23 protein-coding genes are annotated in these 25,254 nt (G+C 60.9%); 14 read left to right on the top strand and 9 right to left on the bottom strand.

The annotated features are described in order from the left end of the window. Positions 1–91 precede the first annotated feature (91 nt). The 6 genes from EV281_RS13120 (at position 92) to EV281_RS13095 (ending at position 7,026) form a co-directional block, all read left to right on the top strand. Positions 92–409 carry a hypothetical protein gene (locus EV281_RS13120; protein ID WP_132653536.1) on the top strand — a complete coding sequence of 106 codons (318 nt, stop codon included), beginning with the start codon at positions 92–94 and terminating at the stop codon, positions 407–409. Between the two features lie 75 nt (positions 410–484). Then, complete coding sequence (locus tag EV281_RS13115) at positions 485–1,603, top strand: DNA alkylation repair protein (RefSeq protein WP_132653535.1); 1,119 nt, start codon at positions 485–487, stop codon at positions 1,601–1,603. 218 nt (positions 1,604–1,821) lie between these two features. Further along, complete coding sequence (locus tag EV281_RS13110; RefSeq protein ID WP_132653534.1) at positions 1,822–3,540, top strand: DEAD/DEAH box helicase; 1,719 nt, start codon at positions 1,822–1,824, stop codon at positions 3,538–3,540. A 298-nt stretch (positions 3,541–3,838) separates the two neighbouring features. Further along, complete coding sequence (locus EV281_RS13105; RefSeq protein ID WP_132653533.1) at positions 3,839–5,248, top strand: circularly permuted type 2 ATP-grasp protein; 1,410 nt, start codon at positions 3,839–3,841, stop codon at positions 5,246–5,248. Beyond that, positions 5,248–6,189, top strand: coding sequence for an alpha-E domain-containing protein (locus EV281_RS13100; RefSeq protein ID WP_132653532.1), 942 nt, complete (start codon positions 5,248–5,250; stop codon positions 6,187–6,189). Before EV281_RS13105 ends, EV281_RS13100 begins: the two co-directional genes overlap by 1 nt. Positions 6,190–6,201: 12 nt before the next feature. Then, positions 6,202–7,026 (top strand): transglutaminase family protein, encoded by an 825-nt coding sequence (locus EV281_RS13095; protein WP_132653531.1) that lies wholly within the window; start codon positions 6,202–6,204, stop codon positions 7,024–7,026. Between the two features lie 59 nt (positions 7,027–7,085). Here EV281_RS13095 and EV281_RS13090 read toward each other — a convergent pair whose 3' ends face one another. Continuing rightward, positions 7,086–7,331, bottom strand: a complete 246-nt coding sequence (locus EV281_RS13090; protein ID WP_132653530.1) for a hypothetical protein — start codon at positions 7,329–7,331, stop codon at positions 7,086–7,088. Between the two features lie 296 nt (positions 7,332–7,627). On the opposite strand from EV281_RS13090, the gene EV281_RS13085 reads away from it, so the two are divergent. Beyond that, positions 7,628–7,831, top strand: a complete 204-nt coding sequence (locus tag EV281_RS13085) for a hypothetical protein (protein ID WP_132653529.1) — start codon at positions 7,628–7,630, stop codon at positions 7,829–7,831. A 31-nt stretch (positions 7,832–7,862) separates the two neighbouring features. After that, positions 7,863–8,330, top strand: coding sequence for an NUDIX domain-containing protein (locus EV281_RS13080; RefSeq protein WP_132653528.1), 468 nt, complete (start codon positions 7,863–7,865; stop codon positions 8,328–8,330). A 178-nt stretch (positions 8,331–8,508) separates the two neighbouring features. Here EV281_RS13080 and araD read toward each other — a convergent pair whose 3' ends face one another. The 6 genes from araD to chvE all read right to left on the bottom strand — a co-directional run bounded on the left by araD (position 8,509) and on the right by chvE (position 16,829). Continuing rightward, positions 8,509–10,248, bottom strand: a complete 1,740-nt coding sequence (gene araD / locus EV281_RS13075; RefSeq protein ID WP_132653527.1) for an L-arabinonate dehydratase — start codon at positions 10,246–10,248, stop codon at positions 8,509–8,511. Between the two features lie 62 nt (positions 10,249–10,310). After that, on the bottom strand, positions 10,311–11,744 hold the full coding sequence (locus EV281_RS13070; RefSeq protein WP_132653526.1) for an aldehyde dehydrogenase family protein: 1,434 nt from the start codon (positions 11,742–11,744) through the stop codon (positions 10,311–10,313). 74 nt (positions 11,745–11,818) lie between these two features. Continuing rightward, positions 11,819–12,814 (bottom strand): AraD1 family protein, encoded by a 996-nt coding sequence (araD1, locus tag EV281_RS13065; RefSeq protein WP_165911910.1) that lies wholly within the window; start codon positions 12,812–12,814, stop codon positions 11,819–11,821. A gap of 107 nt (positions 12,815–12,921) precedes the next feature. After that, the gene (gene mmsB / locus EV281_RS13060) at positions 12,922–14,133 is read right to left on the bottom strand and encodes a multiple monosaccharide ABC transporter permease (RefSeq protein ID WP_132653524.1); all 1,212 of its coding nucleotides are present in this window, start codon (positions 14,131–14,133) and stop codon (positions 12,922–12,924) included. Next, the gene (mmsA, locus tag EV281_RS13055; protein ID WP_132653523.1) at positions 14,130–15,668 is read right to left on the bottom strand and encodes a multiple monosaccharide ABC transporter ATP-binding protein; all 1,539 of its coding nucleotides are present in this window, start codon (positions 15,666–15,668) and stop codon (positions 14,130–14,132) included. The genes mmsB and mmsA overlap by 4 nt, the downstream gene beginning before the upstream one ends. Positions 15,669–15,764: 96 nt before the next feature. Beyond that, the gene (chvE, locus tag EV281_RS13050) at positions 15,765–16,829 is read right to left on the bottom strand and encodes a multiple monosaccharide ABC transporter substrate-binding protein (protein WP_132653522.1); all 1,065 of its coding nucleotides are present in this window, start codon (positions 16,827–16,829) and stop codon (positions 15,765–15,767) included. A 270-nt stretch (positions 16,830–17,099) separates the two neighbouring features. Here chvE and EV281_RS13045 point away from each other — a divergent pair, with 270 nt between their 5' ends. Together EV281_RS13045 and EV281_RS13040 are read left to right on the top strand one after the other, a co-directional pair. Then, positions 17,100–18,110 (top strand): LysR family transcriptional regulator, encoded by a 1,011-nt coding sequence (locus EV281_RS13045; protein WP_132653521.1) that lies wholly within the window; start codon positions 17,100–17,102, stop codon positions 18,108–18,110. A 58-nt stretch (positions 18,111–18,168) separates the two neighbouring features. Beyond that, positions 18,169–18,633 carry a hypothetical protein gene (locus EV281_RS13040; protein WP_132653520.1) on the top strand — a complete coding sequence of 155 codons (465 nt, stop codon included), beginning with the start codon at positions 18,169–18,171 and terminating at the stop codon, positions 18,631–18,633. A gap of 80 nt (positions 18,634–18,713) precedes the next feature. Here the strand turns inward: EV281_RS13040 and EV281_RS13035 are convergent, their stop codons facing one another. Then, positions 18,714–18,995 (bottom strand): hypothetical protein, encoded by a 282-nt coding sequence (locus tag EV281_RS13035; protein ID WP_132653519.1) that lies wholly within the window; start codon positions 18,993–18,995, stop codon positions 18,714–18,716. 154 nt (positions 18,996–19,149) lie between these two features. Between EV281_RS13035 and iolG the strand changes: the two genes are divergently transcribed. Next, positions 19,150–20,142 carry an inositol 2-dehydrogenase gene (gene iolG, locus EV281_RS13030; RefSeq protein WP_132653518.1) on the top strand — a complete coding sequence of 331 codons (993 nt, stop codon included), beginning with the start codon at positions 19,150–19,152 and terminating at the stop codon, positions 20,140–20,142. A gap of 258 nt (positions 20,143–20,400) precedes the next feature. Here iolG and EV281_RS13025 read toward each other — a convergent pair whose 3' ends face one another. Continuing rightward, a complete protein-coding gene (locus EV281_RS13025) occupies positions 20,401–21,624 on the bottom strand; it encodes an ROK family transcriptional regulator (protein ID WP_132653517.1) in 1,224 nt (407 codons plus the stop codon). Between the two features lie 226 nt (positions 21,625–21,850). Here EV281_RS13025 and xylF point away from each other — a divergent pair, with 226 nt between their 5' ends. From xylF to EV281_RS13010, 3 genes are all read left to right on the top strand, one after another. Beyond that, positions 21,851–22,891, top strand: a complete 1,041-nt coding sequence (xylF, locus tag EV281_RS13020) for a D-xylose ABC transporter substrate-binding protein (protein ID WP_132653516.1) — start codon at positions 21,851–21,853, stop codon at positions 22,889–22,891. A 253-nt stretch (positions 22,892–23,144) separates the two neighbouring features. Then, positions 23,145–24,455, top strand: a complete 1,311-nt coding sequence (locus EV281_RS13015) for a sugar ABC transporter permease (RefSeq protein WP_132653515.1) — start codon at positions 23,145–23,147, stop codon at positions 24,453–24,455. Positions 24,456–24,469: 14 nt separating this feature from the next. Continuing rightward, positions 24,470–25,252 (top strand): ATP-binding cassette domain-containing protein, encoded by a 783-nt coding sequence (locus EV281_RS13010; protein WP_132653514.1) that lies wholly within the window; start codon positions 24,470–24,472, stop codon positions 25,250–25,252. Positions 25,253–25,254 lie beyond the last annotated feature (2 nt).

Here is a 25,254-nt window from a genome sequence, read left to right as displayed (position 1 = left end):
AGGCGCGGTTTGCGCAACCATCAACGCGCCGCGATCGAGGTGGATTCTGCTCACGGCTTCAACGACGAGCCTAGCAGGAAAGGAATTCGACATGTCCGTTCTTCATAAGACAATGGCGGCGGGCCTGATTGTACTGACATTCACCGGTGCCTCGCTGGCTACCGCCGATACCGCAAATGCCCGACCGCGCGATGCCTTCTGGGGCGGTCTCGCCGGCGGCGTCGTCGGCGGCCTGGTCGGCGGAGCGATCGCCTCTGGTCCGGCATATCCGGCGCCTTACGCTTACTATCCGCGCCCCTACGCTTATTACCCCGCTTATCCCACCTACTACCGTCCGCGCTATTGCCATTTCGAATGGCGCTATGACGATTGGGGCGACCCCTACCGCATCAAAGTCTGCTCCGAATAGAAACCCACATCCGGCGCCGCTTGACCTCCCGGCGGCGCCAGTCCATGCATCGCATGACCCAAGGGAGGACATGCGATGCCCGAACCGCTCAAGAACCTGCTGCATGAAGGGCTGGTCGGCGACATGGCCGATCTCATTGCCGGCAACGCACCGTCCTTCGATAAGGAGCGCTTCGCAAGGCTCGCAACCGACGGCCTCGCAGCTCTGGAACTGATGGAGCGATCGGCGCTGATCCGAGACGCGTTATTTACAATCCTTCCCAAGGATTTTCCTGAAGCCGCCGCCATCCTGAAGGCGAGCCTTCCGACGTCAGGCAGGGCAGGACTCTCGGGCTGGATGCTGCTGCCCGTCAACCAGTTCATCGCCGCGCGCGGCCTTGAGCATTTCGATATCGCACTCGAGCTCCTGAAAGCACTGACGCCGCATTTCACGGCAGAATTCGGCATCCGCCAGTTCATTCATAAGGATCAACAGCGCGCGCTTACAACGATCGCCCGCTGGGTTGAGGATCGGAACCACCACGTCCGCCGGCTGGCGAGCGAGGGCACCCGCCCGCGTCTGCCCTGGGCGATGCGACTGCCGCAGTTGATCAAAGACCCCTCTCCCATCCTGCCGATCCTGACAGCGCTGATGGACGATCCCGAAGATTATGTCCGCCGCTCCGTCGCAAACAGCCTGAATGATATCGCCAAAGATCACCCGGATCTCGTCGCGGCCTTCATCGCCGACCATATCGAAGCTGCATCGGCCGAGCGCCGCTGGCTCCTGAAACACGCCTCGCGCACGCTGCTGAAGAAGGGCCATGCTCAGGCGCTCGCCAATTTCGGCTTCGGCGCGGCATCAGCTCTGAAATGCGAATTGCGGCTGCTCAATCCATCGGTGCTTTTCGGCGAGGGGCTGGATTTCGAAATCCGTGTGCGCAATGCCGGCAGGGCCGCACAATCCCTGATGATCGACTATGCGATCTATCACATGAAGGCTGACGGTACGCTCTCGCCGAAGGTCTTCAAATGGAAAACCGTCACGCTGGCAGCCGGTGAAGACCATGTGGTTCAGCGCCGCCACGCGATGCGGCCGATCACGACGCGGCGCTATTATCCCGGCGAACATCGTGTCGTCATTCTCATCAATGGCGCGGAGACAGCCTCGGGAGCTTTCGTACTTTCAATGCCTTCAGAACCCGCTATTGGCTGATCCCCTTGACTTTCGGTAGGAAATAGACCACATGGCACTCAGCTTTCACCTTCCGGCCGCCGCGTGAGCGTGCCACTGCAACAGATGCTGAAGAAGGATAGAGCGCATTCTGATGATGCCGTGTTCCAAAAGCGGCAAGACGCGCTGGAAAGCTTTTTCCAACTTACAAGTTCCCATTTCACGCGGGGTTCTTGACGCCAGATTGACACCGGACCGCAATGTCGCGAGCCGGCGTTTGTTTTTGGCGCGCCCTAAAAGGTTATGACTTGACCAATTTTGAATCGCTCGGCGTCTCCAAGCCGGTCGTCGCCACTCTGTTCCAGCTCGGCATCGAAACCCCGACGCCCATCCAGGAACAGGCTATTCCTCTCCTCATCCAGGGTCGCGATCTCATCGGTCTCGCCCAGACCGGCACCGGCAAGACCGCAGCCTTCGGCCTGCCGCTCCTCGAGCGCCTGCTCAAGGAAGAAAAGCGCCCCGACAATCGCTCGGTCCGCACGCTGATCCTGGCTCCCACCCGCGAACTGGTGAACCAGATCGCCGACAATCTGCGGAAGTTCATCCGCAAGTCGCCGCTGCGCATCAATGTCGTCGTCGGCGGTGTCTCCATCAACAAGCAGCAGCTTCAGCTCGAGCGTGGCTCCGATATCCTCGTGGCCACACCCGGTCGCCTGCTCGATCTCTGCAACCGCAACGCCATCACGCTGACCGCCGTGCGCTACCTCGTGCTCGACGAAGCCGATCAGATGCTCGACCTCGGCTTCGTGCACGACCTGCGCAAGATCGCCAAGATGGTGCCGAAGCGCCGCCAGACCATGCTCTTCTCGGCGACCATGCCGAAGGCGATTGCCGATCTCGCCGGCGATTACCTGACCGATCCGGTCAAGGTCGAAGTGACGCCTCCGGGCAAGGCTGCCGACAAGGTGGAACAGTACGTGCACTTCGTTCCCGGCAAGAACGACAAGACCGTTCTTCTGAAGAAGTCGCTGACCGAAAATCCTGACGGCCGCGCGATCGTCTTCCTGCGCACCAAGCACGGCGCCGAAAAGCTCGCCAAGCATCTGGAACAGGTCGGTTACTCGGTCGCCTCCATTCACGGCAACAAGAGCCAGGGCCAGCGCGAACGGGCGCTCAAAGGCTTCCGCGACGGCTCCATCAAGACGCTGATTGCGACCGACGTCGCCGCCCGCGGCATTGATATCCCTGCTGTCAGCCACGTCTTTAATTACGATCTTCCGGAAGTGCCGGATGCATACGTCCACCGCATCGGCCGCACGGCGCGTGCCGGCCGCGACGGTATTGCCATTGCTTTCTGCGCCCCAGATGAGGCCCGCCTGCTGCGCGATATCGAAAAGCTGATGGGCATCGAGATCACCGTTGCCAGCGGCGAGCCGCCGGCCGATCTGCGTGCGGCTCCCCGCAGCACCAATCGCGGCCGTGGCCAGGGCCAGCAACGTGGCCAGGGTAGTCGCGGTGAAGGTGGTCGCGGCGAAGGCAGCCAGCGCGGTGGAGAGCGCCGCGAAGGCGGCCGCAGCGAAACCCGCAACGGCAGCGGTCGTCCCGCCGGCCACGGCGACCGTCGTCCCCGCCACGAAGGCGAAGCTTCTGAAGTCCGTGCCGGTGAGGAGCGTCGCAACCGTCCGCAGCGCAACGATCGCCGCAACCAGGATTTCCGCGGCCAGCGTCGCGACGAACGGACACCGGATCTCGGCCCTGACAACGATCTGGCGTCGACCTCTGATTTCCGCCCTTCCCGCAAGCAGCAACAGCGCCCGGCTCAGCCGGCTGAAGCGACCGGCCATCATCGCGGCAACAAGCAGCACGTCCATGGCCGCCCGCCACGCAATCACGGCGACCAGCAGAATGGCGAGCAGCGCCGTGACGGTAGCGGCGGCATGCGCCGCAAGGGCGGCGGCCAGCGCCGCGAACGCGCATAAGCTTGAGACATCATGAGGGCCGGAGCGATCCGGCCCTTTCCTTTTGCCCGTCTACGACCTTCTGCACCGGATAGAGTTTGGTCCATTGGCGGAGCAGGAAATAATCACCTGCTCATCTTTTGTGCGACATGTCAGGTTCGATATGAACTCGCATCCCGCTAAGCCCTGGTAAATGCCCAGTTTTTCAGCCGCTTTTTGCGCTGCAAAAGATTTTATGAATCTTCCATGCGAACTGTGCATGGTTCTTGCATTGCCTTTTGCGTTGTATTCAAATGAACAAAAAAGGGGAGCCACACCTTTGGCATTTGATGAAATGATCACGGGCGACGAAAGTCCCCGAACGCCATATGAAAAATACTTTGAGTGGTACAACAGCCAAGACCGAGCGCATCTGATTGCAAAATCCCGCGATGCGGAAAATATCTTCCGCAAAACCGGCATCACCTTCGCAGTTTACGGCCACGCCGACAGTTCCGAAAAGCTCATCCCCTTCGACATCATCCCCCGCATCATCTCCGGCCGCGAATGGCGCAAGCTCGCCCAGGGTATCGAGCAGCGGGTGATCGCGCTCAACGCCTTTCTGGACGACATCTATCACAAGCAGGAAATCATCCGCGCCGGCCGTATCCCGCGCGAGCTGATCGAAAAGAACGATGCTTTCCTGCCCGAAATGATCGGCTTTCGTCCGCCGGGCGGCGTCTACACCCACATCGTCGGGACCGATATCGTCCGAACGGGCGAAGACCAGTTCTATGTGCTGGAGGATAATGCCCGCACACCCTCGGGCGTCAGTTACATGCTGGAGAACCGGGAAACGATGATGCAGATGTTCCCGGAGCTCTTCCATGAGAACCGTGTGCAGCGCGTCGAGGATTATCCCTATCTTCTGCGCCAGAGCCTTGCTTCGCTCGCCCCTCCCGGCTGCAAGGGCAAGCCGCGTGTCGCGGTGCTGACGCCCGGCATCTATAATTCCGCCTATTACGAACATTCGTTCCTCGCCGACACGATGGGTGTCGAACTCGTCGAAGGCTCGGACCTGCGCGTCATCGACGGCAAGGTGAAGATGCGCACCACGCGCGGCTATGAGGCGATCGACGTACTCTACCGCCGCGTCGATGACGACTTCCTCGACCCCCTCACCTTCCGGCCGGATTCGGCGCTCGGCATTCCCGGCATCATGGATGTCTACCGCTCCGGCAACATCACGATTGCGAACGCGCCCGGCACCGGCATTTCCGACGACAAGGCGATCTATTCCTACATGCCCGAGATCGTCGAGTTCTATACCGGTCGCAAGCCGATCCTCGAGAATGTGCCGACCTGGCGCTGCTCGGAAGCATCGAGCCTGAAATATGTGCTGGAACATCTGGAAGAACTGGTCGTCAAGGAAGTGCATGGTTCCGGCGGCTACGGCATGCTTGTCGGCCCGACCGCATCGAAGAAGGAACGCGCGGATTTCGCCGAGAAGCTGAAGGCCAAGCCGAGCAACTACATTGCCCAGCCGACGCTTTCGCTCTCCACCGTCCCGATCCTCGTCAACAAGGGCATCGCACCCCGCCATGTCGACCTGCGCCCCTATGTGCTGGTCTCCGACAAGGTGCAGATCATTCCGGGCGGGCTCACCCGCGTGGCACTGAAGCAGGGCTCGCTGGTCGTCAATTCCAGCCAGGGCGGCGGCACCAAAGACACCTGGGTATTGGAGGACTGATGCTCGGAAGAACTGCAAACGGGCTCTACTGGATGTTCCGGTATATCGAGCGCGCGGAGAATATCGCACGCCTCGTCGATGCCGGCCTGCGCATGTCGCTGACCCGCAGCGATTCCGGCGACGACAACTGGGACGGTGTCTTGCAAAGTGCCGGCGTGCGTGAACTCTACGACGAGACGCATACGAAACTGACCGGCCCCGACGCGATCGACTACCTGCTGCGTGATCGTTCCAACGCGTCGAGCGTCATGTCCTGCATCGATTTCGGCCGCAACAATGCCCGCATGGTGCGCACCGCGCTGACACGCGAGACCTGGGAAGCGACCAACGAATGCTGGATCGACCTCAAGGAGCTGCTGTCGAAAAAGCTGAAGGCCGCCGAACTGCCCGAAGTCATCGATGTCATCAAGCATCGCGCCGGCCTCATCCGCGGCGCATTCCACGGCTCAATGCTGAGGAACGAGCTCTATAATTTCGCTCGCATCGGCACCTTCATCGAGCGCGCGGACAATACGAGCCGCATCCTCGACGTGAAATATTACGTGCTTCTGCCGTCGATCTCGCAGGTCGGCTCTTCGGTCGACAATGTCCAGTGGGAATCCATCCTGCGCTCGGTCTCTGCCCATCGTTCCTACAGCTGGGCCTATGACGGCGAATACCGCGCCATGAACATCGCCGATTTCCTGATCCTGAACGGCCAGATGCCACGCTCGCTCGCCTATTGCTACGAGAAGATCGTCAGCAATCTCGGCTATATCGCCAAGGACTACGACGAGCGCCTGCCTGCCCACGACACGGCGGATGCGATCCGCGCAGCACTGCAGACCCTGAAGATCAAGGATATCATGGATCAGGGCCTGCATGAGTTCCTCGAGGATTTCGTCTCGCGCAACAACAAGCTCGGCAACGAGATCTCCGATGGCTACCGGTTCTATGCTTAAGCGGGTCAGATCATGAGACTGAAAATCAGCCACCTCACCGAATACCGCTACGACGAGCCGGCGCAGTTTTCCCTGCAGCGCTTGCGCCTGACGCCGCCGACCACGGTGGGCCAGACCGTGATCAACTGGTCGCTGCATGTGGAAGGCGCCAAGTCCGAAGTCGAATATGACGACCAGTACGGCAACCATGTGAACCTCGTCTCGCTGGAAGGCGAGCAGCAGGTAACGCGCATCGTCGCGGAAGGCGAGGTCGAAACCGAGGATCGCAACGGCGTTATCGGGCCTCACACCGGCTTCTGCCCGCTCTGGCTCTTCCTGCGCGAGACGCCGCTGACGAAGAGCGGCAAGCTGGTGAGGGAACTGATCAAGGAGGTAAGCGGCGAGAACGCGCTTGCCCGCATGCATGCGCTGATGGCGGCAATCCACGAGGCGGTGGAATACAAGCCCGGCACCAGCAGCACCGAAACATCAGCCGAACAGGCGCTGGAGAACAAGAGCGGCGTCTGCCAGGATCATGCCCATATCTTTGTCGCTGCGGCGCGTTTACTGGATATTCCGTCGCGCTACGTCTCCGGCTACCTGATGATGGAAGAAAAGGTCGAGCAGGCTGCCACCCATGCCTGGGGCGAGGCTCATATTCCGGGCCTCGGCTGGGTCGGTTTCGACCCCGCCAATAAGATCTGCCCCGATGACCGTTACGTCCGCACGGCCTCCGGCCTCTGCTACCGTGACGCCGCGCCGGTCTCGGGCATGCGCATCGGCACGCCGGGCGAAAAGCTGTCCGTCATCGTGAAGGTCCAGGACGGCGGCCAGATGCAGAGCCAAAGCCAGAGCTGACAAAAGCGCGGCTTCGTCCTGGACGAACTGGTCGGCCGTCAAACCCGGCAGACACGCGATCAAGGGCCGCCGGCCCCGATGTGTCTAGGCTTTTCGAAGGTAAACTCGGATGAAGTGGCCATGGCCTGCGCCGAAGATAGATCATCCGAGACGCCGTAGGCCGACGGTACGTAGACGCGGTTTCCGCGTAGCTTAGGTAGTAGCGCTTGGGAAGCGACCAGATACAAGATGATTGCGAGCATAGTTGTGCCGATCACGAAGAGCGGGAAAATCGGCATCTCGGATACTTCGGACTTCGTTCTCATCGAATTCTCCATTGGTTGTCCGATGAGAAGTTAGCTGCATTGAAGTCACGACGAGTATCATACTCGAAGGTGGGGCCGCCTATACGATAGGCTAGCCGCTTGGACGGAAATCCCCTGGCTTGCACTCTCGTCTTCCGGAAGAACCGGAGTGCATCGCGTCTGGTCGCCGGACCATTTCCATCAGGGCCGTCGGCGAATAGAATGAAGACTGTCGCGTTCGCCTCGGCCACTGTCAGGCAGGTCCGCCATCATCCATTTTCGCGGAGAAACGCTACGCTTATTCAACGGAGGTCGCGATGCGGCTGGAAAATACGAACGTTGCAGGAACGACGGCTGGAACGATTACGGTGGAATTCCGGGGCGAAGGAAACGACTTGATCACTGTTCGAATGTCGGCGGAGCCTGGCATGCAAGACGAAGCGGCGATCGTCCGGGCCAAGGAAATGATGGCAGAACTTGTAGCGGCACCTTCCGATCGCGTTTCGCCGTCGGCTGTTTAGAACCTCTCCTGGTTAACGTCAGGAATCCCCGATGGCTGTCCGAAGCGCAGGGCTCCTTATTTACCGTTCTGTAGATACGGCGGTGGAAGTGCTGCTTGTCCATCCCGGCGGACCGTTCTGGAAGGGAAAGGATGAGGCCGCGTGGTCGATACCAAAGGGTCTTGTCGAAGAGGGCGAAGATGAACTTGCCGCTGCCCGCCGGGAGACTTTCGAAGAACTTGGAGTCAATGTCTCCGGCCCCTTCGAGCGTCTTGGCGAATACAAGCAGCCTGGCGGAAAGCTCGTTATCGTCTGGCTCACGGAAGCCGAAAGTGGCTTCGAGCCCAGAGTCGAACTCAGTTCAACCTTTAAATTGGAATGGCCGCCGCGCTCGGGGAAGACGGAGGTCTTTCCCGAAGTCGACCGTGCAGGTTGGTTTTGCGCCAAGGAAGCGGAGTTTAAGATGCACAAGGGGCAAAGACAGATCCTGCATGATTTCCTGGAGAAAAAGGGGAAATAAGAACGCTCAGATGCGGTAAGTCCCTTACCGTTGGCCGTCCTCCCGCACACTGATCGATGCGGTTTGTCGCAAAACCCGCCAAGATCTCAGTCTCGCGACAAATACTGACTGCACGGCATATAATTGAAAGGCGGAGCTCTCGCCCCGCCTTTCAATGTTCAGTCCGGAATAGGCTGGATCAGTGGCTGTCCTTGCCGACAGCGCTGCCGCGGCATCCCTTGAGAAAGTCGAGGTCGGCGCCGGTATCGGCCCCTTCGACATGCTGCTGATGCAGGAAGGCGTAGCCCGAGGTCGGCAGATCATGGTTCGGCTGCCATTCGGCCAGGCGCAGCGCCAGTTCCTCTTCGGAAATATCGAGATGCAGGCGACGGTTCGGCACGTCGAGCTCGATCATGTCGCCGTTGCGGACAACAGCGAGCGGGCCGCCGACGGCCGCTTCCGGCGAGGTGTGCAGCACGACGGTGCCATAGGCCGTACCGGACATGCGCGCGTCGGAAATGCGCACCATGTCGGTGATGCCCTTCTTGAGCACCTTCGGCGGCAGACCCATGTTGCCGACTTCGGCCATGCCCGGATAGCCCTTCGGACCGCAGTTCTTCATGACCATGACGCAGTTCTCGTCGATATCGAGACTGTCGTCGTTGATCTTGGCCTTGTAGTCGTCGATATCCTCGAAGACGACCGCCCTACCCTTATGCACCATCAGGTGCGGCGAAGCGGCAGACGGCTTCAGCACCGCGCCCTTCGGCGCAAGATTGCCGCGCAGGACGACGATGCCGCCCGAAGAGGTCAGCGCCTTTTCAGCCGGCAGGATGACGTCTTCGTTCCAGTTGACGACGTCCTTGACTTCGTCCCAGACGGTTTCGCCCGACACCGTCAGCGCGTCCTTGTGCAGCAGGCCGGCTTCGCCGAGGCGCTTCAGCACGACCGGCAGGCCGCCAGCATAAAAGAACTCTTCCATCAGGTACTTGCCCGACGGCATCAGGTTGACGATGGTCGGCACGTCGCGGCCGCAACGGTCCCAATCGTCGAGCGAAAGGTCGATGCCGACGCGGCCGGCGATGGCCAGCAGGTGGATGACGGCATTGGTCGATCCGCCGATCGCCGCATTGGTGCGGATGGCGTTTTCGAAGGCCTGCTTCGTCATGATGTCGGAAGGCTTCAAGTCGTCCTTGACCATCTGCACGATGCGGCGGCCGGTGAGCTGCGCCATGACCTTGCGGCGGGAATCCACGCCTGGAATCGCGGCATTGCCGGACAGCGCCATGCCGAGCGCTTCCGCCATGGAAGCCATGGTGGAGGCCGTACCCATCGTGTTGCAGGTACCCGACGAACGGCTCATCGAAGCTTCGGCCTCGAGGAATTCGGCCTGCGTCATCTCGCCGGCCTTCACCATCTCGGAGAACTTCCACAGATGCGTGCCGGAGCCGACGCGCTCGCCGCGGAAATAGCCGTTCAGCATCGGACCGCCGGTGACGACGATCGACGGAAGATCGGTGGAGGCGGCACCCATCAGCAGCGACGGCGTGGTCTTGTCGCAGCCAACGAGCAGCACGCAGCCATCCATCGGCTGACCGCGGATCGCTTCTTCGACCGCCAGAGCCGCAAGGTTGCGGTACATCATCGCCGTCGGGCGGAAGGTGTTTTCGGAAGCCGAAAAGACCGGCACCTCGAGCGGGAAGCCGCCGGCTTCCCAAACGCCTGCCTTCACCTTTTCGGCGAGCTCGCGCAGATGACCGTTGCACGGCGTCATGTCCGACCAGGTGTTGAGGATACCGATGACCGGACGGCCGTCGAACAGGTCGTGCGGATATCCCTGGTTCTTCAGCCAGCCGCGGTGATAGATCACATCGCGGCTCGTGCCGCCGTACCATTCCTGCGACCTCAGCTTACGCGGCCATTCTGCTTTCTTCTTCATAATCTCTGTCCTTCAGGATACCCCCTGACCGCCTCGTACGATCAGGGTTATCGCACTTCGTCTCAAGCCAGGGTGTAGGCCGTCTTGACGGTTGTGTAGAATTCGGCGGCGTACTTGCCCTGCTCGCGCGGGCCGTAGGACGAGCCCTTGCGGCCGCCGAAGGGAACGTGGAAGTCGACGCCGGCGGTCGGCAGGTTCACCATCACCATGCCGGCCTCGGAGTTGCGCTTGAAATGCGTCGCATGCTTCAGGCTCGTCGTGGCAATGCCGGCAGACAGGCCGAACGGCGTGTCGTTGGCGGTCGCCAGCGCCTCTTCGTAATCCTTGACGCGGATGACGGAGACAACGGGCCCGAAGATCTCTTCGCGCGAAATGCGCATCTGATTGGTCGCCTCGATAAAGAGCGTCGGCTGCAGATAGAAGCCGGGCGTTTCGCGCGAGAGCAGTTCGCCGCCGAAGGCAAGCTTGGCGCCTTCCTTCTTGCCGATTTCGATATAATCGGTATCGGTCTTCAGCTGCCGCTCATCGACGACAGGGCCGATATGGGTACCGGGCTTCATGGCGTTGTCGACGACGATGGTCTTCAGCTTCTCGGTCAACGCGGCAACAAACTTGTCGTGGATGCCCTCGGTAACGATCAGCCGCGACGAAGCCGTGCAGCGCTGGCCGGTGGAGAAGAAGCCGGAATTGGCGGCAGCTTCGACGGCGACGGTCAGATCGGCATCGTCGAGCACGACCATCGGGTTCTTGCCGCCCATTTCCAGCTGGAACTTGCGGTTATGCTCGATAGAAGAGGTGGCGACGCGTTTTCCCGTGCCGGTCGAACCAGTGAAGGTGATGCCGGCAATGTCAGGGCTATCGAGCATGGCCTGACCGACGACCGAGCCCTTGCCCATGACGAGGTTCAGCACGCCCTTCGGCAGGCCTGCGCGGTGCAGGATGTCGGTGATCGCCCAGGAACAGCCGGGAACCAGATCGGCCGGCTTGAAGACGACAGTGTTGCCGTAGCAGAGCGCCGGAGCGATCTTCCAGGCGGGAATGGCGATCGGGAAGTTCCAGGGCGTGATGATGCCGATGACGCCGAGCGGCTCACGGGTGATCTCGATACCGATGCCAGGACGCACCGAGGGAACGACCTCGCCTGCCAGGCGCAGCGCTTCACCGGCGAAAAATTCGAAGATCTGCGATGCGCGGATCGTTTCACCGATCGCCTCGGGCAGCGTCTTTCCTTCCTCGCGGGCGAGCAGAGCGCCGAGTTCGTCCTTGCGCGCCATGATCTCGTCGCCAGCCTTCTTCAGGATGACGTGGCGTTCCCAGATGCCGGAACGGGACCAGGCGGGAAAGGCCGCCTTGGCAGCCGCGATCGCCGCCTTGGTGTCTTCGGCACTGCCCGTGGCATAGAGACCGACGACTTCATTCGTGTCCGATGGATTGATATTCTTCGTTGCGTCCGAACCGACCCATTCGCCGGCGATCAGGTTTTGATAAATGGTCATGGGCTTAACGAGCCTCCTCTACCGCTTACAAAAGGCGAGCCGGCCGCGCGCAAGACACGGCCGGACCTCGAATATCAGAGCTGCTTGACGGCGATTTCTTCTTCGGCGGCAATCTTCAGCGGGTTGCGCAGCGGCAGACCGAATTCGGCCACCTCGATTTCGAAGACATCGCCCTCTTCCGTCTTGATGCCATCGGCAAAGGAAAGCGTCGCAGTACCGAACATATGTACATGCACATCGCCGGGTACGCGGAAGATGCCATATTTGAAATGGTGATATTCCAGATTGGCAAAAGTGTGCGACATGTTCGCTTCGCCCGACAGGAACGGCTTTTCGAAAATCACCTTGTCGCCGCGCTTGATGCGCGACGCACCGCGGATATCCTCAGGGGCAACGCCGATGCGGATTTCCGGGCCGAAGCTTGCCGGGCGCAGCTTCGAATGGGCGAGGTAGAGATAGTTGATCCGCTCGGTGACGTGATCGGAAAACTCGTTCGAAAGGGCAAAGCCGATACGAAACGGCGTGCCGTCCTTGGCGATGACGTAGATGCCGGCCATCTCAGGCTCTTCGCCGCCGTCGAGCGCGAAAGAAGGCGAAACGAGCGGGGCACCCGGAGCAGCGGCTCCATAGCCGTTGCCCTTGTAGAACCACTCGGGCTGAACGCCCTTCTGGCCGGCGGCGGGCTTGCCGCCTTCGAGGCCCATCCTGAACATCTTCATCGAGTCGGTCAGAGTTTCCTCTGCCGCCTCGGTCGTCTTCTTGTGCATGGAATCGCGCGTCGCAGCCGATCCCAGATGCGTCAGGCCCGTGCCGGTCAGATGCAGATGCGCGGCATCGGGATGCGTGATCGGCGCCAGGAAGCGGCCTTCCGCATAGGCCTTTTCCAGATCGACGGTATCGCCGTATCCGTGAGCCTCGATGACGGAGGCGAGGGATTTGCCGCTGTTTGCGGCTTCCATCGCCAGGGCGTAGACGCTCTCGGCGCCCTTGACGGCCTTGGCGGCGGCACCCGGTTCGCGCACGGCGACGATGATCTCTCCGCTTGCGCCCTTGATCTGCGAAATAAGCACGGTCTTCATCCTTCTCGTTTGGCGATCGCAAAGCTTCGCCGCTCCGGCTCCATCCGGAGCCGGAATTCAATTTTCATATGACTGCGATGCGTGGGTCGAGCCTGCGCTCAGCCCTTGTTTTTGTTGTAGACGTCGAAGAACACGGCAGCGAGCAGCACCGCACCCTTGACCATCTGCTGGGAGTCAGTGCCAAGACCGTGGATCGACATGCCGTTGTTCATGATGCCCATGATCAGAGCACCGATGACAGCGCCGGTCACCTTGCCGACGCCGCCCTGGGCGGACGCGCCGCCGATGAAGCACGCTGCGATAACGTCAAGTTCAAGACCGAAGCCGCCTTTGGCCGTTGCCGAGTTCAGGCGCAGCGCGACGATGAGGCCAGCCAGGCCGGCAAGCAGACCCATATTTGCAAAGGTCAGGAACGTCAGTCTTTCGGTATTGATACCGGAAAGCTTCGTCGCCTTCTCGTTGCCGCCCATGGCGTAGATACGGCGACCAATCGTCGTGCGGCGCGTGATGAAAGCGTAAGCTGCGATCAGGGCCAGCATGACGACGAGCACGTTCGGGAAGCCGCGATAGATCGACAGCTGATAGCCGAGCGCCAGAATGGCGAAGGTGACGAGCGCATTCTGGGCGAGGAAAAAGCCGAGCGGCTCGACGTCGTTGCCATGCTTCTCGTTCGACAGGCGCTTGCGCCACGCCAGGTAGAAGAGAGCTACGGCGCCGATAACGGTCAGAATGATCGAGGTCGAGTTGATGCCGCCCATATCGAAAAGGTTGGGCAGGAAACCGATACTGATCAGCTGGAAAGCGGGAGGGAAAGGACCGATGCTGGTGCCGGTTCCCGAAGCCGTCATCACGAACAGCGTCAGGCCGCGGAAGACCAGCATGCCGGCAAGCGTAACGATGAAGGACGGGATCTTGTGATAGGCGACGAAATACCCCTGGACGCCGCCGACGAGCGCGCCGAGAGCAAGGCAGACGATACCTGCAAGAACGTAATTGGTGTGCCACTGCACCGTCATCACGCCGGCGATGGCGCCGATGAAGCCGACGACGGATCCGACCGAAAGGTCGATATGGCCGGCGACGATGACCAGCAGCATGCCCAGCGCCATGATGACGATGAACGAGTTCTGCAGAATGATGTTCGTCAGGTTGAGCGGTTTGAAGAGAACACCACCGGTCGAGAACTGGAAGAACACCATGATCGCGATGAGCGCGATGAACATGCCATATTCGCGGATGTTGCCGCGAAGGTAGTCCCCGATGGAGACGACACGCCCTTGCTCGGCGATGGGTTGATTGATCGGCGTCATTGTTTCTTCTCCCCTGAGCGCATGATAGCGCGCATGATGGTTTCCTGGCTTGCTTCTCCCTTCGGCAGTTCAGCGACGATGCGTCCTTCGTTCATCACGTAGATGCGGTCACAAGTGCCAAGCAGTTCGGGCATTTCCGATGAGATCATCAGAACGCCCTTTCCATCGGCGGCAAGCTGGTTGATGATAGTATAGATTTCGTATTTTGCGCCAACATCGATGCCGCGCGTCGGTTCGTCCAGGATCAGGACATCGGGGTCGGAGAACAACCACTTCGACAGCACTACCTTCTGCTGGTTGCCGCCGGAAAGATTGACCGTTTCCTGAAAGATGCTGGAGGAACGGATACGCAGCTTGGACCGATAGTCGGCCGCGACCCGTGATTCCTTGACGCTGTCGATGACAGAGGCATTCGATACCGCCTGCAGATTGGCGAGTGTCGTATTGTGGACGATCGACTCGCCCAGCACGAGGCCGAGATGTTTGCGGTCTTCGGTCACATAGGCGAGACCGGCGTCGATCGCCTTGCGAACGGTCGATGTATCGACCTTCTTGCCGCCGACGAAGACCTCGCCGCTGATCTTGTGGCCATAGGTCTTGCCGAAGACGCTCATGGCGAACTCGGTGCGGCCGGCGCCCATCAGCCCGGCGATGCCGACAACCTCGCCCTTTCGGACATTCAGGTTGATATCGTGCAGGACCTGGCGGTCGCGGTGCTGCTGGTGGAAACCATTCCAGTTCTTGACTTCGAAGATCGTCTCGCCGATCGGCACCGAACGCGGCGGATAGCGGTCTTCGAGGTCGCGGCCCACCATGTTCTTGATGATGATGTCTTCGCTGATCTCGTCCTTGTGACAGTCGAGCGTCTTGACGGTCATGCCGTCGCGCAGGACCGTGATCTGGTCGGCGACCTTGCGGATCTCGTTCAGCTTGTGGGAAATGATGATCGAGGTGATGCCCTGCTTGCGGAACTCCATCAACAGGGTCAGCAGAGCGTCGGAATCGCTTTCGTTGAGCGAGGCCGTCGGCTCGTCGAGGATGAGCAGCTTGACGCTCTTCGACAGCGCCTTGGCGATCTCGACGAGCTGCTGCTTGCCGACGCCGATGTCGGTGACGAGCGTGTTCGGAGATTCCTGCAGGCCAACCTTCTTGAGCAGTTGCTTCGTGCGGTTGAACGTTTCGTCCCAGCTGATGACGCCGTTCTTGGCGTTTTCGTTGCCGAGGAAGATATTTTCCCCGATCGACAACAGGGGCACGAGCGCCAGCTCCTGGTGGATGATGACGATACCGATTTCTTCGGAATCCTTCAGAACCTTGAAGTGGCGGGTCTCGCCTTCATAGACGATATCGCCTTCATAAGTTCCGGTCGGGTAGACGCCCGATAGCACTTTCATCAGGGTCGACTTGCCGGCCCCGTTTTCGCCTACCAATGCGTGAATCTCACCCTTGCGAACCTTGAGGTTCACGTTCTCCAGAGCTTTTACGCCCGGGAACGTCTTGGTGATGCTCCGCATTTCTAGGATGGTGTTGTCCATAGTCAAAGTTCCAGCGCCTGCAGCCAAAAACCGGCTGGGCGATCATAAAATCGAAGGCCGGAACCCGCAAGCGCGGGCTCCGGCCTCCTGTTCAACTTACTTCAGCTTGTCTTCGGTGTAGTAACCGCTGTCGACGAGGATCTGCTTGTAGTTGCTCTTGTCGACGGCAACCGGCTTCAGCAGATAGGACGGAACGACCTTGACGCCGTTGTCGTAGGTCTTCGTGTCGTTGACTTCGGGCTCCTTGCCGGACATGACGGCATCGACCATGGCAACGGTGACCTTGGCGAGTTCGCGGGTGTCCTTGAAGATCGTCGAGTGCTGTTCGCCAGCGATGATCGACTTGACCGACGGGATTTCAGCGTCCTGGCCGGTGACGATCGGCAGCGGCTGAGCCGCAGTGCCGTAACCGACGCCCTTCAGCGACGAGATGATGCCGATCGAGAGGCCATCATAGGGAGACAGAACGGCATCGACCTTGGCGTCGGTGTAGTTGGCCGAGAGCAGGTTGTCCATGCGGGCCTGGGCCGTTGCCGGATCCCAACGCAGCGTGCCGACCTTGTCCATGCCGGTCTGGCCGGACTTCACGACGAGCTTGCCGGAGTCGATGTAGGGCTGCAGGACAGACATCGCGCCGTCGTAGAAGAAGAAGGCGTTGTTGTCGTCAGGCGAACCGCCGAAGAGTTCGATGTTGAACGGGCCCTTGCCATCCTTGAGGCCGAGACCGTCGACGATGGAGTTTGCCTGCAGAACGCCGACCTGGAAGTTGTCGAAGGTGGCGTAGTAGTCGACGTTGGCCGAGTCGCGGATCAGGCGGTCGTAAGCGATGACCTTGATGCCGGCGTCATGGGCCTTCTGCAGAACGTCGGAAAGCGTGGTGCCGTCGATCGAGGCGATGACGAGAACCTTGACGCCCTTCGTGACCATGTTTTCGATCTGCGAAAGCTGGTTCGGAATGTCGTCGTCGCCATACTGCAGGTCGGTGCCGTAACCGGCAGCCTGGAGCTGCTTGACGATGTTGTTGCCGTCGTCGATCCAACGGGCCGAAGCCTTCGTCGGCATTGCGATACCGACGGTGCCCTTGTCCGCTGCCATAGCCGGCGCAACGAACGAAGCGACGCCGAAGGCAGCCGCAGCCATCAATGAGATAATGGATTTCATTTCTCTCTCCCTTGTTAAAGATTGACGGACGAAAAATCGCCCGCCCCGAAACTGTGGCAGGTTCCGTATTGGATAGTTACTTCAGATGGTGAGAAACGAAGTAGGTCTCCTCCACGATCTCACACGTGTTGAGTGCCAACCAGCACACGGCGGCAAACTGGTATGGATTCCTATAACTGTCAAATAGAATAACTGGTAATGTGCATAACAATTTTGGTATATCGTTAAAAAGTATTACTTTTGATGGAGCGCAGCGGGGAGGCTGCAACCATGACGATTATCTCGGAGCCGTTTTCGTTGGAACATGTCGACATAAACAGCGACAATTTTGGCGATGATGGCCTTCTGCGCGCGGGGCTTAAGCTGAATCACCTGCGTATGATTGTCGCAATCGAAGATAGCGGGCAGATTTCCGCCGCCGCCGAGGTGCTGAATATCTCGCAGCCGGCGGCGTCCCGGATGCTGTCCGATATGGAATCGATCGTGAAGACTCCGCTCTATGAGCGGGTGGCGCGCGGGGTGATGCTCACGACCTTCGGCGAGGCACTCGCCAGGCGTGCGCGCAAGATCCTTCTGGAACTTCGCGAGGCGAGCCGCGAGATCGGCGAACTGAAGAGCGGCAAGGGCGGCTCGGTCTTCATCGGTGCGGTCACCGCGCCCGCCATGAGCCTCGTCGTTCCCGCCATCAACATGGTGCGCAAGACCTTCCCAGGCATCGACGTCAGCATCCAAGTCGAGACCAGCAATGTGCTTGCCCGCGAGCTTCTGGCCGCCCGCCACGATTTCATCATCAGCCGCATTCCCGATGACCTGAACCCGCGCCTTTTCGAGGTGCGCGAGATCGGCATCGAGAGGGCCTGCCTGATCGTGCGCAGCGGCCATCCTCTGTTAAAGAAGAAGAAGCCGAGCAGCCTCGAGGAGATCAGGGATTACGATTGGGTGTTCCAGCCGCCCGGCACGCTGCTCCGCCGCACGATCGAGGACATCTTCCTGTCGCGCGCCGTCCAGCTTCCGGAAAACGTCGTCAACACCTCCTCGCTGCTTTTGACCTGCGCCATCATCTGCGCGACGGATGCGATCGCCCCCGTCGCCATCGATGTCGCCCAGTTCCTCGCGTCGCAGAGTTCGAATGCATCGGATGTGCGCATTCTGCCGATCGACTTTGAGATCAATGTGAAGCCCTACAGCCTGATCACCGTGCGCGAACGGGCGCTGCCGCCGAGCGCCCGGCTGCTCTACAGTCTCATCCTGGAAGAGAGCACTCGGCAGGCGAAGGGATAAAATCCAGCCCGGCGCCAACTTGGCCTCGTCTAATGCGCCCGTTCGCAAGGGAAGGCGCATGCTGTTCGGACAATCGATATTCCAATCCGTTCTCGAACGGCTGAAAACGGAAGAAGACGCGGCCGGCGAAACGGAAGAGCCGGTTGCCCACCGCGTGTCCGGCTTTTCGACGGGCCTTGCCTTCGATGTGATGGAAGGCGTCTCGGCTGCCTCGCAGCGCGTTGGCGAAGCCTATTTCGACAATCTCGGCCCCGAGCCTGTGATCGAGGCGCCCGAACCGCCCGCGCCTGAGCCCGAGCCGGTCATGCCCGAACACCTGGCCCGCACCGCGCCGGAAGAGGTTGCCGCTGAACTTATGATCTCCGCCGCCGATACGCAGCAGACATTGAATGAGAAGCGCCGCGCCTTCGCCAAGACCAATCATCCCGACGGCGTCGCCCTGCCCTTCCGCGACAATGCCAACAGACGCATGATGATTGCCAATCTCCTGATCGACGAAGCGATGCGCCGGCTGCCGCGCTAAAGCAGGTCGCGAAAGAGCGCGCGGCGATAACGACCTGCGTCAGATAAGGAATTGAAGCGTGGCTCCTACCCAGGCTTTCATTATTCGGCCTTCTTCTCTTCCTTGGTAGCAGGCTCGTCAGCGTCCTCCTCGTCCTCCTCGTCCTCATCGACGACGACGGCAGGCGCCGCCTCCGGCGGCTTCGGATCGAAGGTCCAGATCAGCATATAGAAGGCATAGGCGCCGACGGCACCCGCAAGCACGCCCCAGAAGGGATCGCCGCCGATAAATTCGAGACCTGCCCAGCCAAAACAGACTGCGACAATGAGGATGCGAACCCAGAGGTGTCGATAGGCCGGATGGTTGGGGTCGATAAGCTGCATCTCTCACTCGTCGTCGCATTGAAGTCACTTGTCTTTAGGATGGATTTCACAAATGTGAAAGGGCCGCGGGCTTGACGCGGCGACCGGAAAATGGAATGAAAATTCTAAACTTGTATCAATTCGGTTTATTTGTTCCGAATCTAGGGAGGCAGTTATGACAGTGAGATTTGGTCTTCTCGGCGCCGGCCGCATCGGCAAGGTGCATGCGAAAGCCGTCAGCGGCGATGCCAATGCGAAGCTCGTGGCCGTCGCCGACGCCTTCCCACAGGCGGCCGAAGCGATCGCCTCCGCCTATGGCTGCGACGTGCGCACCATTGAAGCAATTGAAGCCGCCAAGGATATCGATGCGGTCGTCATCTGCACGCCGACCGATACCCATGCGGATCTCATCGAGCGCTTCGCCCGCGCCGGCAAGGCGATCTTTTGCGAAAAGCCCATCGACCTCGACGTTGCGCGCGTAAAAGCCTGCATCAAGGTCGTGGAAGAGACCGACGCCAAGCTGATGGTCGGCTTCAACCGCCGCTTCGACCCGCATTTCATGGCCGTGCGCAAGGTCATCGACGAGGGCAAGATCGGCGATGTCGAGATGGTGACGATTACCTCGCGCGATCCGGGTGCCCCGCCGGTCGATTATATCAAGCGTTCCGGCGGCATCTTCCGCGACATGACGATCCACGATTTCGACATGGCCCGCTTCCTGCTCGGCGAAGAGCCGGTCTCGGTCGTCGCGACCGCTGCCGTGCTCGTCGACAAGGCGATCGGCGAAGCCGGCGATTACGACAGCGTCTCCGTCATCCTGCAGACCGCTTCCGGCAAGCAGGCGATCATTTCCAACTCGCGCCGCGCCACCTATGGCTATGACCAGCGTATCGAGGCGCACGGTTCCAAGGGCGTCGTCTCGGCGGAAAACCAGCGCCCCGTCTCGATCGAAGTCGCCAACGCCGAAGGCTATACCCGCCCGCCGCTGCACGACTTCTTCATGACCCGCTACACCGAAGCCTATGCCAACGAGATCGCAAGCTTCATCTCGGCGATCGAGAAGGGTTCGAAGATTTCCCCTTCCGGCGCCGACGGCCTTGCAGCGCTGGCGCTCGCCGATGCCGCCGTCCAGTCCGTCAAGGAAGGCAAGCTCGTCAAGATCGGCTGACCGCCCTCTCCCGACGGTCGCCACCATGAGATGGCCGGGCACCCGCCCGGCCATTTCTCGTTTTGATGCGTGTGAGGGCGAACCTTAAAAAGACCCCTGCCCAACCCCTCCCCACAGGGGGAGGGACTAACCCGGCCGCACCGCCTCGCTTCTTCCGAAACATCGAAAGTTTGGAAAGCGGGTGCGGCAATTTAAGCCCCTCCCCCTTGTGGGGAGGGGTTTGGGGCGGGGTCTTCATTTTTTGGGGAACACACGCCCTCACTCCGTCCCCTGCACACCCGCCACGACAATATCCTCATCGATCACCGCCAGCGCCCGGTTCAGATGCCCCTCGAAGACGAGGTTCTGCTCGTCCGCAACGACCCTGATCTCCGGCATGCCCTCCATGCGCACGACATGCGACTGGCCGAGCCCCTCCTCGATCCCCTGCCGCATCAGGTCGTAGAACCGCGTTCCCGGCCCGGTAATGGCGATCGGCATGCGCTCGGTCAGGCTCAGCATGCGCGACAGCCCGTTGCCGAGCGCCAGCCCCGCCTGCCGGAAGGCGAAGCCGGAGATGCGGTGGCCCTGCCGCGCCCTGGCTGCGATCTTGTCGAGCTCCGCCAGCGGCACGAATTTCGCCGGGATCGTATCGAGCGGCACTTCGAAGGCAGTGCGGAGGATCGCGTAGAAGCCGGCGTAAGCCTCGATGCAGCCGCGCGTGCCGCAGCGGCAGAGCCCGCCATTGGCCATATGCAGCATATGCCCGAAATTGGGCGCGGAGACTTCGCGCCCGCCATGGCTCGTCCGCCGGATGATGCCAAGTCCGATGCTGTGTCCGAGCGACAGCGCCGCCAGCGAGCGAAAATCGGCGCCTTTGACATTTTCCTCCCGCGCGCCGAGCGCGGCGGCAACCAATAGCGTCTCATTGTCGAGGATGACCTTCGCCTGCCATTCGGGCTTAAGCGCCGATTCGAAATCGATCCGGTCGTTGCCGAAGATCGGCGACCAGATGAGCACCGGCTCGGCCGAATTCACCAGCCCCTTGCTGCTGATCGAGATGAGCAGCACTTTTTCCCGTTCGATGCGCGAGCGCGACAGGATACGTTCAAGCCCCGCCCGCACGCCGTTCACGAAGCGGGCGGCTCCCGCCGGATCATGCGACCGCTCCTCGCTGAAACGGTCGATCAGTTTGCCGGCATAATCGACCAGCGAATATTGCACGGCATCGGAGGAGATGATGACGACGATGAGATAGCCGCAGTCGCGCCGCTGGCGCAGAAGCACGCGCGGCCGCCCGCGCCCGCTTGCGGCCTGCTGCTCGGATTTCTCGATGATCTGCGCCTTTTCGAGATCCGCCGTGATGGCAGAAACGGTCGCAGACGAAAGCCGCGTGAAATCGGATATCTCAGTGTGAGCAAGAGCCCCGTGGCGGCGAAGAGTGGCGAGCACGAGCACGCTGTTTCTCTGCCGTACGAGCTCCGTGCTCGATTTGGTCAGCATGTATAGCCGCCCTCTCCATGTTCGTTCCGCCCCTCACTTGCCACAGCATCTCCGGCCCCCTTTCGTCAAAGGAATTAAGCCGGTAGTGCGGTGTTGACAGTTGAAAAAATCTCTGACACTAAATTTCTCGACTGTCGAGAAAAAAATCCGAACCTTTCTGGACAGGCTTTCGCGGTGGCCGGAGGGGCAATTGCCGGGCCGGCCGCATTTCACTCGGGAGGACAATATGAAGTCTATTTTTAAGCTGATGGCCGGCGCGGCTATTCTTGTTTCCGTGCACACGGCTGCCATGGCTGCCGACCTCGTGGTCGGTGTTTCCTGGTCGAACTTCCAGGAAGAGCGTTGGAAGACGGACGAAGCCGCCATCAAGAAGGCTCTCGAAGCCAAGGGCGCAAAGTACATTTCCGCTGACGCCCAGTCTTCGGCCGCAAAGCAGCTCACCGACGTCGAGTCGCTGATCTCGCAGGGCGCAAACGCTCTCATCATTCTCGCCCAGGACTCCGACGCGATCGGTCCGGCCGTTGAAAAGGCCGCCAGCGAAGGTATCCCGGTCGTCGGTTACGACCGCCTGATCGAAAACCCGGCCGCCTTCTACATCACCTTCGACAACAAGGAAGTCGGCCGCCTGCAGGCCGAGGGCGTCTTCAAGGTCAAGCCGGAAGGCAACTACGTCTTCATCAAGGGCTCGTCTTCCGACCCGAACGCCGACTTCCTCTTCGCCGGCCAGATGGAAGTGCTCAAGCCTGCGATCGATGCCGGCAAGATCAAGAATGTCGGCGAAGCCTATACCGACGGCTGGCTGCCGCAGAACGCTCAGCGCAACATGGAGCAGTTCCTGACCGCCAACAACAACAAGGTTGACGCCGTCGTCGCTTCCAACGACGGCACGGCCGGCGGCGCCGTCGCCGCTCTCGACGCCCAGGGCATGGCCGGCTCCGTTCCGGTTTCCGGCCAGGACGCCGACAAGGCTGCACTGAACCGCATCGCTTTGGGCACGCAGACGGTTTCCGTCTGGAAGGACAGCCGTGAGCTCGGCAAGCGCGCTGCCGAAATCGCTCTCGATCTCGCCGGCGGCACGACCATGGACAAGATCGCCGGCGTCCAGACCTTCGAAGGCGGCCCGAAGAAGGTGAAGATGCAGTCCATCTTCCTGAAGCCGCAGGCCATTACCAAGGACAACCTCAACGTCGTCATCGACGCTGGCTGGATCTCCAAGGCTGAAGCCTGCCAGGGCGTCAAACCCGGCTCCGTCAAGGCTTGCGACTAATCCTCGCCGGCTGATTGGAAATACCGGCGCCGCAGCGGCCCTCCGCTGCGGCGCCGGATGCGGATGAAGCCCGCCTCTTGGTGCTTCTCCATTCTCGCGCGCACCGCGGATGCTTTGATTCCCTGCCAGAATAGTGCCGTTGTCATCGGCTATTTTCGGAAGCGTCCCGGTGGTCACATCAAGAACAGGGCGATCGTCGGCAGCTCCCGCAGGAGCAGGCCGCGCCCAAACAAATGGGGGAAACGGCAAACCCATGGCAGACATCACCCACTCCACGACGTCAGGTCCGCGCTCGGCAGTTGAAGGCCCCTTCACGCGCTTCCTGCGGGCGACGGAAATCGATACCCGCCTTCTCGGCATGATTGCCGCGCTGCTGGTCATCTGGATCGGCTTCCACTTCTATACCGGCGGCCTGTTCCTCACGCCCCGAAACCTCTGGAACCTCTCGGTCCAGACAACCGAAATCGCGGTTCTCGCGACCGGCATGGTGCTGGTCATCGTCACCAGAAACATCGACCTGTCGATCGGCTCGATCCTCGGCTTCGTCGCCATGATCATGGGCGTGGTCCAGGCGAAGTTCCTGCCGCAATATCTCGGCTTCGACAATTCCTTCACCTGGGTGATCACGCTGATTTGCGGCCTCCTCGTCGGCACGGCGATCGGCCTGTTCCAGGGCGTCATCATCGCCTTCATGGGCGTGCCGTCCTTCATCGTCACCCTTGGCGGCTTCCTCGCCTGGCGCGGCCTTGCCTGGTATGTCACGAGCGGCCAGACGGTCGCGCCGCTCGACACCACCTTCCGCATCATGGGCGGCGGTGCCGAAGGCGCGATCGGCGCCACCTGGAGCTGGATCATCGGTGCGGTCGCCTGCGTGCTGATCGTCGTCTCGATCATCGGTTCCCGCCACCAGCGCCGGCGTTTCAACTTCCCGCGCCGTCCGCTCTGGGCCGAATATTTCCTCGGTGTCCTCGGCTGCGCCCTGGTGCTCGGCGCCATCTGGGTCTCGACGATCTATTACTGGCCGCCGGCGATCGCCAAGCGCTATGCCGAGGCCAACAACATCACCGCGCCGGAAGGCGGCCTGATGATCCCGTACGGCATTGCCGTACCGGTGCTGATCGCCATCCTCGTCGGCATCGTCATGACCTTCATCGCCACGCGTCTGCGCTTCGGCCGCTATGTCTTCGCGATCGGTGGCAACCCTGAAGCTGCCGAACTCGCCGGCATCAAGACCCGCTGGGTGACGGTACGCATCTTCGCGCTGATGGGCTTCCTTGCAGCCGTCGCCGCCGCCATCTCCACGGCGCGCCTCAACGCCGCCGCCAACTCGCAGGGCACGACCTACGAGCTCTACACGATCGCGGCAGCCGTCATCGGCGGCACGTCTCTGGCAGGCGGCACCGGCACGATCGCCGGCGCCATGCTCGGCGCGCTCGTCATGCAGTCGCTGCAGTCGGGCATGGGCCTCGCCAATGTCGATACGCCCATCCAGAACGTCGTCGTCGGCGCGGTGCTCGTCATTGCCGTCTGGCTCGACACTGTCTATCGCTCCCGTGCGAAGTAAGAGGAGTCCGAACCATGGCTGAACAACGCACTCCCCTCGTCGAACTGAAGAACATTTCGATCTCCTTCGGCGGTATCCACGCGGTCGACAATGCCTCGGTCGATCTCTATCCCGGCGAAGTCGTGGCCCTTCTCGGCCATAACGGCGCCGGCAAGTCGACGCTGATCAAGATCCTCTCCGGCGCCTACAAGCGCGATGCCGGCGAAATCCTGATCAATGGCGAACCGGCCGACATCCGCAATCCGCGCGATGCCAAGAAGTTCGGCATCGAGACGATCTACCAGACGCTCGCCGTCGCCGATAATGTCGACGCCGCCGCCAACCTCTATCTCGGCCGCGAGCTGAAGACCCGCTGGGGCACGCTCGACGACGTCGCGATGGAGGCCTCCGCCCGCGAGGTGATGGGTCGCCTGAACCCCAACTTCAAGCGCTTCAAGGAGCCGGTGAAGGCGCTCTCCGGCGGCCAGCGCCAGTCGGTCGCCATTGCCCGCGCCATCCTGTTCAACGCCCGCATCCTGATCATGGACGAGCCGACGGCAGCCCTCGGGCCCCAGGAAACGGCGCAGGTGGGCGAGCTCATCAAGCAGCTGAAAAAGGAAGGCATCGGCATCTTCCTGATCAGCCACGACATCCACGACGTCTTCGACCTCGCCGACCGCGTCTCGGTGATGAAGAACGGCCAGGTCGTCGGCCACGCCCGCACCGAGGATGTCACCAAGGACGAAGTGCTCGGCATGATCATCCTCGGCAAGGTGCCCCCCAAGGCCATCCCCGGCCCCGGCGCCATGCAGGTCTGATC

This window comes from Rhizobium sp. BK418 (genome assembly GCF_004341105.1).
In the GTDB taxonomy this organism is placed as follows: domain Bacteria; phylum Pseudomonadota; class Alphaproteobacteria; order Rhizobiales; family Rhizobiaceae; genus Rhizobium.
The sequence above is the reverse complement of the archived record's forward strand: the minus strand, read 5'-3'. Positions and strand labels throughout refer to the sequence as shown.